The organism is Shewanella pneumatophori (assembly GCF_023283895.1).
Taxonomy (GTDB): domain Bacteria; phylum Pseudomonadota; class Gammaproteobacteria; order Enterobacterales; family Shewanellaceae; genus Shewanella; species Shewanella pneumatophori.
On sequence record NZ_JAKILB010000006.1, the window covers coordinates 339,595 to 347,162 of the forward strand.

Below are 7,568 nucleotides of genomic sequence, written 5' to 3' on the forward strand. Positions count from 1 at the left end.
CTTTAATCGGTGAACATTTACAGGTATAATCGCGCGTTTGCGAAAATAGAGGGTGTTACGGATGGAGGGCGTTCAGCAAAAATTGCCTTTAGCCGTGGTTCGGGGTGAACCTTTTAAGGTGATGCCGAAAGACCTTTTTATTCCGCCAGAGGCATTAGAGGTTTTTCTTGAGTCCTTTGAAGGGCCGTTAGATCTTTTGCTTTATTTAATCCGTAAACAAAAACTTGATGTTGTTGATTTACCGATTTTCTCAATTACTCAACAGTACTTAGAGTATGTGAATCTTCTGCAAGGCGCCAAAGTGGAGCTTGCAGCAGATTACTTGGTGATGGCGGCTACCTTAGCCGAGATTAAATCTCGACTATTACTGCCAAGACCTGAGGTTGAGCAAGAAGATGAAGAAGATCCACGGGCACAGTTGATCCGTCAACTTAAAGCCTATGAAGTGATCAAAGATGCGCAAGAAAAGCTGGATGAATTGCCGAGAATGGAACGCGATATGTTCCAAGCTAAAGCGGTTCCCGCAGCGAATATCAAGCCTGAATTATTACCTCCTGAGGTGTCTCTCACTGAGATTGCTCGGGCGTTTTCTTCAGTATTAAAGCGTATAGAAGCCACTGAAAGTCATCATGTTGTTCGTGAAGTCCTGTCGACTCGTGAACGCATGGCGCAAATTTTAGCTAAGCTCAATGCTGAGACTTACTTACCATTTGAAGCCTTATTTGATTTTGAAGAAGGCCGCAGTGGGGTTGTAGTCAGCTTTTTGGCATTAATGGAGCTGGTAAAAGAGTTACTGGTTGAGCTGGTACAAGCTGAGCCGTTTTCAACGATACATGTTAGGGCCTATTAAGTTGTCGCAGATAAATCCAGATCAGCTTAAGCAGTTAATCGAGGCTAGCCTATTTGTGTTAGCTAAACCAATGACAATTAAAGCATTAAAAGAAAGCGTATTGGCTAACTTTAATGTGTCACGGGTAAAAATTAAGGCATGTATTGAAGAGTTACAGCTCGATTATGAGAATCGAGGTGTACAATTAGTAAAAGTGGCTGGTGGTTATCGTTTTCAGACATTGGCTGAACTGAGTCCATTTTTACAGCCCTTGTGGCAAGAAAAGGCCCCAAAATATTCACGTGCGACTTTAGAAACATTGGCGGTAATTGCGTATCGTCAACCTGTTACCCGTGGTGACATTGAATTTGTGCGTGGCGTGGCTATTAGTAGCCACATTATCAAAAGTTTAAACGATAGAAATTGGATTAAAGTTGTTGGCCATAAAGAGGTTCCGGGCAGACCGGCACTTTATGCAACGACGACCGATTTTTTAGCTTATTTCGGCTTAGATACCATTGCGGACTTACCGCCTTTATCTGATGCTGAATCATTAGCTGCACTATTTTCAACAGAAAAGAGTGTGAGCGAAAAAACAGAAGAGTCTACTAATGAGTGAAAAATTGCAGAAAGTCTTGGCCCGTGCAGGCCATGGCTCCCGTCGTGAGATGGAGGCATGGATTGCTGCAGGTCGAGTTAGTGTTGACGGCGAAATTGCAAGCCTAGGCGATCGCGTTGAATCAGACGCAAAAATTCGTATCGATGGCCGTACAGTTTCAATTCGTTCTGAAGAAGATGTTGTGTGCCGCGTTATTGCATACCACAAGCCTGAAGGTGAAATTTGTAGTCGTAAAGATCCTGAAGGGCGTCCAACAGTATTTGACCGTCTACCAAAAACTCGCGATTCACGCTGGGTTGCAGTAGGGCGTTTGGATATTAACACTTCAGGTTTATTGTTATTCACCTCTGACGGTGAATTAGCAAACCGCCTAATGCACCCATCAAATGAAGTAGAGCGTGAATACGCTGTGCGTACATTTGGTGAAGTGACTGATGCTTGTATTCAACGTTTACGCATGGGCGTAACCTTGGAAGACGGCCCAGCAAACTTTGATAAAGTTAAAGCTGCTGGTGGCGAAGGCATGAACAAATGGTGGCACGTTAGCTTAGCTGAAGGCCGTAACCGTGAAGTTCGTCGTTTATGGGAATCTCAAGAAGTTCAGGTAAGCCGTCTTATCCGTATTCGTTACGGTATGATTGAGCTACCTAAAGCCCTACCACGTGGTGGTTGGATTGAGTTACCAATTGAAGAAGTAAACTACTTGCGTAAAACAGCTGGTATGGACGAAGAAACGCGTACATTACTTGGTACTGACAAGCACAGTGTGGCGCGTAATAAAGTACGTAGCGCTAAAATTAAGCGTGCTGTACACAAGCATAAAGTTGCTACAAGTAAGCCAAAGCCATCGCGTCAGCGTACTTAATTTATTAAGTTACTGATGATGAAGATTAAAAAGGCCGCTAATTAGCGGCCTTTTTGTTAGCTTTTTTGCGCATAATTGACAATTATTGCGCGTTTAACTGCTGACCATTCACGTCTTTAGAATCATCACCCATTAAATACAGATAAGTCGCCATAATGTCTTCTGGTGCTTTTAAAGTTTGTGGGTTTTCAGCTGGGTAAGCATTAGCGCGCATACCAGTACGAGTCGCGCCCGGGTTAATGCTGTTTACGCGAATAACCGTATCTTCATACTCATGAGCCAGTGATTGCATCATGCCTTCGGTAGCAAACTTAGAAATTGCATATTCGCCCCAGTAAGCACGGCCTTGGCGACCGACACTGCTAGAAGTAAATAGTAAAGAAGCACTCTCTGACTTGCGCATAATTGGCAACATTGCTTTGGTTAGCATTATTTCAGCAATAAGGTTAACTTGTAGAACATCATTTACCGTACTCATGGTGATGTGTTCGAACGGGCCTAATACGCCAAGTAAGCTTGCGTTATGCAATAGGCCGTCAAGCTTACCAAACTGTTCTTCAATCGTTTCAGCCATATCCTTGTAGTTTTGCTCTGTCGCGCCTTTTAAGTCGAGAGGCACAATGGCTGGTGTAGGGTAACCGGCTTGTTCGATTAGGTCATAAACTGCTTCTAGTTTTTTTACTGTTTTGCCTAATAAGATCACGGTGGCGCCATGTTTTGCATAAGCTATTGCTGCTGCTTTACCGATACCGTCACCAGCACCTGTAACTAAAATGGTCTTGTTTTTTAGTAAATCTTTTGCTGCTTGATATTCCAACATGAGTTAATACTTCCTCAGAGCTCAAACGCCCGTCACTTCTAGAATCGCTGATGTGTTAAACAGTTGTTTTAAACAAACGATTAATTTTTATGCGTTCAATTAATGCTTGGTTGTGACAAAAATGTAGCTAAGTCAATAATTTTACGTTAACTTGAACTTAGTTAAGGACTAACAATAAGTCCTATTGGTATACATTGTTGACTATTGTGACCAATTTCTTAGTGAAAACAAAATTATTACAACAAGATTTGGGGAAAAAAGATGAAAAAACTCTTTTTGGGCGTAGCAATCACCTCAGCACTGGGGCTCACGGCTTGTAGCGAAGACAGTTATAACGAGTTAGTAGACAAAACCGAACCACTGATCCCTCAGTCCGTTTTTGTCTTTGACCCCGCAAATAGTGAAGTTCCATTACCTAATGACTTATTGTTTAACGGCACGACTGACGGTACTTTAGCCATTCCTGGTGAAGAGTCGGGTGATTACGTCGATCCTCAAATTGCATTAGGCGCGTTAGATGGTTGGTCTCTAACATCGCCAATAACGATTGATGTTGTTCCAGCGAAAGATAGCGACGGCACAATGCTGACAATTGATGCTGCTTCAGTTGCACAACCAGGTGCGGTACGTGTATTTGAGGCAACAGTAGGTGGAGCACTTTCTTCAGATCTAGAATGTAGCGCAGCCCCTTCAGTATCAGCCTGTAAAGTCGGTGCCGAACTACAGTTTGGTGTCGATTACATTTCTCAGGCTTCAGGTAACAAAGTTGCGATTATTCCACTTAAGCCACTTAAGGCTGGTCAATCATACATTTATGCGACTACCACACTTATTCAAGATTCTGCAGGCCGCCCAATTGCGCCGTCTGCTTCTTATGATTTATTAAAGTTAGACATTGAAACTAAGCCATTAGAAACCCCTGATCAGTTATTTTTACAAACTCTAGTAAACAGCTATGAGAAGGGCATGGCTGCAGCCGGTGGCCCAAGTGTTGAAGAGGTAACTTACTCAGGCTTGTTTACCACTCAGTCAGTGGCCGATGTGTATGAGACTACTAAATTATTGATGGTTGACCCAACAGACGGTAACCCTTATGCGCCTAAGCTAACAGCAATGCCAACACCACTCGGTTATACAGTTGCGCAGGCTATAGGCCTAACGCCAGCTGATAAATTAGCTTATACTATTTCAAACATAGCCGATGTATATGCTGCAGAGATTCAAATTCCCATTTATGGCGATTGTTCATCTACAGCTTGTTTAGACGCTAATTTAAACCCATTGATTAATGGCCACTGGAAAGCACAAGGTGATAGCCCTGTTTCAGTATTACTTGCGTTAGAAGCTGGCAGCTTAAGCCAAGCTAATTATGCAGGCCAAGCCATGGCTTATGGTATTGACCCTGCTGCAGGTATTGCAAACCCAGCACTATTAGCTGGTAAAGCATGGTTACTTGATGATGGCACTCCTGCAGATACCACTAAGCACCTGACTAAGTTTAATCCAATCCCTGCCATCAAAGGCTATGAAAAGGTCCCAGTGCAAATTACGGTTCCTAATGTCACGAAGCTAGCTGAATTTTATTCTGAACAGAACCTACCTTTCACTGCACCAACTAATGGTTGGCCAACAACTGTGGCGATGCACGGTTTAGGTGGTGGTAAAGAGATGGCGCTAGCATATGCGGGAACTTATGCAGCTTCTGGTATTGCAACGATAGCGATTGATATGCCATTGCATGGTGCGCGTTCATTTGATGCAAACGGTGATGGTATTTATGAGGTTTCAGCAACAGATCCAAGCTATGGCGCTGTTGTTGGTACACCAGATGCATTTAAAAATGGTAATCCACTAGCTTTTGTTAACATCGCTAGCACCTTAACTGTTCGTGATAACTTCCGCCAAGCAACGGTAGATCACTTAGCGCTACGTGCAGCCTTGACAGGTCTATACATGGGGATCGCTCAAGCGGGTGGTCAGCAGATTTTTGATATCAGCCAAATTAGCGCTCAAGGCTTAAGTTTAGGCGGTATTGTTGGTTCAACATTCTCTAACTACGCTGCAACAGGTCTTCGCGACCCAGCTAGCGGTACTGAGCTGCCAAATGCTTACGGCTTAAATGCTGCATCATTAGTGGCACCAGCGGGAGGACTTGCCGGTGCATTTGCAGGTTCGCCAACATTTGGCCCAGTATTGTTTGACACTATTGTTGCTACAGAGTCGTTCCAAGCGCTGGTTGATGAAGCCAACGTAAATGGTGCTGAACCGGGTAGTGATGAATATAACGCGATTGTGGCTGCAGTATACGCAGAGTTTATTCCAACCTTTGCTTTTGCAGTACAAACAGCCTTTGATAGTGCAGATCCAATTAACCATGCAGTGTCGCTTGCTAGCACTCAATTACCAATTCACTTAATTGAAGTGGTGGGTGATGCAACTAACAAGCCTGATCAGGTATTGCCAAATACAGTAGAAGGTTTCCCACTGTCAGGTACTGAGCCGTTAATCGCTAGCCTTGGCCTTAAGTGTGTAGATAGCACTGAAGCAGGTTCTGGTGCAGTGCGCTTTAGTAAAGGTCACCACAGCTCAATTGTAAGCCCTGATGAAATCGATGGGGTAACAGATGGTATGGCAGCACAAGCAACCGTTGAAATGCAGCAACAAGTTGCCGCATTTGCGCTAACAGCAGGTAAAGGCTCTGCGACTATCTTAGTGCAAGATAGCTCAGTGCTTCAAAGCTGCCCATAGGCAAAATACGCCTAATAAAGAGCGTATTTGTACAAAAAAAGACCCAGCGAAAGCTGGGTTTTTTATTGGCGTGTTTTATTGCCAAATAGGCTGCTAGAATAGGCCTCAATTGAAGAGATAATCAGTTTAAGCTGGAGAATATTTTGGAATTCCTGTACGAGTACGGTTTGTTTTTAGCTAAAGCGGTGACTATCGTTGTAGCCATTCTAGCAGTAGTGATTGTGGTACTGGCTTCAACGATTAAACATAAAACCGATAAAGGTGAGCTTAAGCTAACTAATTTAAGCGATAACTTAAAATCATTAAAGCATGACCTTAAAGAAGAACTGCTTTCGAAAAAAGCATTTAAGGCTTATGAGAAGCAGTTAAAGGCAGACGAGAAAGCCAAAGAGAAAGAGCAGAAAGACAAGGTTGAAGAAGCAGAGCCTAAAGTCTTTGTTGTCGACTTTAAAGGCAGTATTGACGCGGGTGAAGTCGCTTCACTACGCGAAGAGATCAGCGCAATTTTGGCTATTGCTGAAAAGGGCGATGAAGTCATCGTTAATGTTGAAAGTGGCGGTGGTATGGTTCATGGCTACGGCCTTGCATCAAGCCAACTTGACCGTTTAAGACAAGCTGAGATCCCATTAAGTATTTGTGTTGATAAAGTGGCAGCAAGCGGCGGTTACATGATGGCATGTGTGGCGAACAAGATTTACTCAGCGCCTTTCGCCATTGTGGGTTCTATCGGCGTAGTGGCACAAGTGCCTAACTTTAACCGTCTGCTTAAAAAGCACGATATCGATTACGAGCAGCACACCGCTGGTGACTTTAAGCGTACCTTAACCATCTTTGGTGAAAATACCGATGAAGGCCGTGAGAAGTTCCAACAAGAGCTTGAAGAAACTCATGTGCTATTTAAGGCGTTTATCGCAAAATATCGCCCAGAGCTTGATCTTGAAAAAGTGGCAACCGGTGAACACTGGTATGGTCAACAAGCTATTGAGCTTGGTTTAGTTGATGAAATCGCCACTAGCGATGATGTGATTATGAAGCTTGCCAACGAGCGTACTGTGATTAAAGTTAGCTACCAGCTTAAAAAGAAGCTATCAGATAAAATCGCTCACGGCGCATCTTTATCGTTTAACGCAATATTTGATAAGTTTGCCGAGAAGAACCAGCCGCTTAAGTAATTGAGCCTGAGTTTCAAAACATTAGTTTTAGAGTATTAGCTTTAGAACATCGGTTTTAAAAACTGAAAACCTGCCAAGTGCAGGTTTTTTTATACCTATATGTTAGTGACTAAATTCACTATCGCACCAGACTAGAAGCATAACTCGTGATTAAACAAAAGCTATTCATCACGAAGAAGGCTACAGTTGCAGTAAGCTCAGATGTACTATTCCTGTGGAACGCTCTAGAGCCGTCCTTGGCTGCTTTGCTATTTCATCGCTGAAACCGAAGCCTACAGCCACACTGACATCTGAATCATCATCTTTACGAATTAGTTCTCTCTGCTGTTTCAAACTCATTTGTGGACAAAAGTGGTTTCAATGGCCTGCGGCCAGCGTATGTGCAGACACTTCTGAGACACGCAGCAAGTACGTATATGGACACCTCACTTAATTCAAGCGATATTATTGAGCAACAGTGGGTAAAACTGCATACGTATATCCGGCCTGTTTATGAGAAAGTATTATTCTCTGGC

6 protein-coding genes are annotated in these 7,568 nt (G+C 43.4%); 5 read left to right on the forward strand and 1 reads right to left on the reverse strand.

From position 1 onward, the window contains the following. The first annotated feature begins 61 nt into the window (after positions 1 to 61). The 3 genes from L2740_RS12025 to rluB are packed head-to-tail and all read left to right on the forward strand — an operon-like array spanning position 62 to position 2,313. Positions 62 to 850, forward strand: a complete 789-nt coding sequence (locus L2740_RS12025; RefSeq protein WP_248469254.1) for a segregation and condensation protein A — start codon at positions 62 to 64, stop codon at positions 848 to 850. After that, positions 834 to 1,448: an SMC-Scp complex subunit ScpB gene (scpB, locus tag L2740_RS12030; protein WP_248469253.1), complete on the forward strand. Its 615-nt coding sequence runs from the start codon at positions 834 to 836 to the stop codon at positions 1,446 to 1,448. Before L2740_RS12025 ends, scpB begins: the two co-directional genes overlap by 17 nt. Next, on the forward strand, positions 1,441 to 2,313 hold the full coding sequence (rluB, locus tag L2740_RS12035; RefSeq protein WP_248950442.1) for a 23S rRNA pseudouridine(2605) synthase RluB: 873 nt from the start codon (positions 1,441 to 1,443) through the stop codon (positions 2,311 to 2,313). Before scpB ends, rluB begins: the two co-directional genes overlap by 8 nt. 82 nt (positions 2,314 to 2,395) lie before the next feature. Here rluB and L2740_RS12040 read toward each other — a convergent pair whose 3' ends face one another. Further along, entirely contained in the window at positions 2,396 to 3,133 is a 738-nt protein-coding gene (locus L2740_RS12040; RefSeq protein WP_248950443.1) for a YciK family oxidoreductase, read from the reverse strand. A gap of 261 nt (positions 3,134 to 3,394) precedes the next feature. On the opposite strand from L2740_RS12040, the gene L2740_RS12045 reads away from it, so the two are divergent. Both L2740_RS12045 and sohB read left to right on the forward strand, forming a co-directional pair. Next, positions 3,395 to 5,881, forward strand: a complete 2,487-nt coding sequence (locus tag L2740_RS12045) for a VolA/Pla-1 family phospholipase (protein WP_248950444.1) — start codon at positions 3,395 to 3,397, stop codon at positions 5,879 to 5,881. Positions 5,882 to 6,024: 143 nt separating this feature from the next. Then, positions 6,025 to 7,053 (forward strand): protease SohB, encoded by a 1,029-nt coding sequence (gene sohB, locus L2740_RS12050; RefSeq protein ID WP_248950445.1) that lies wholly within the window; start codon positions 6,025 to 6,027, stop codon positions 7,051 to 7,053. Positions 7,054 to 7,568: the final 515 nt, after the last annotated feature.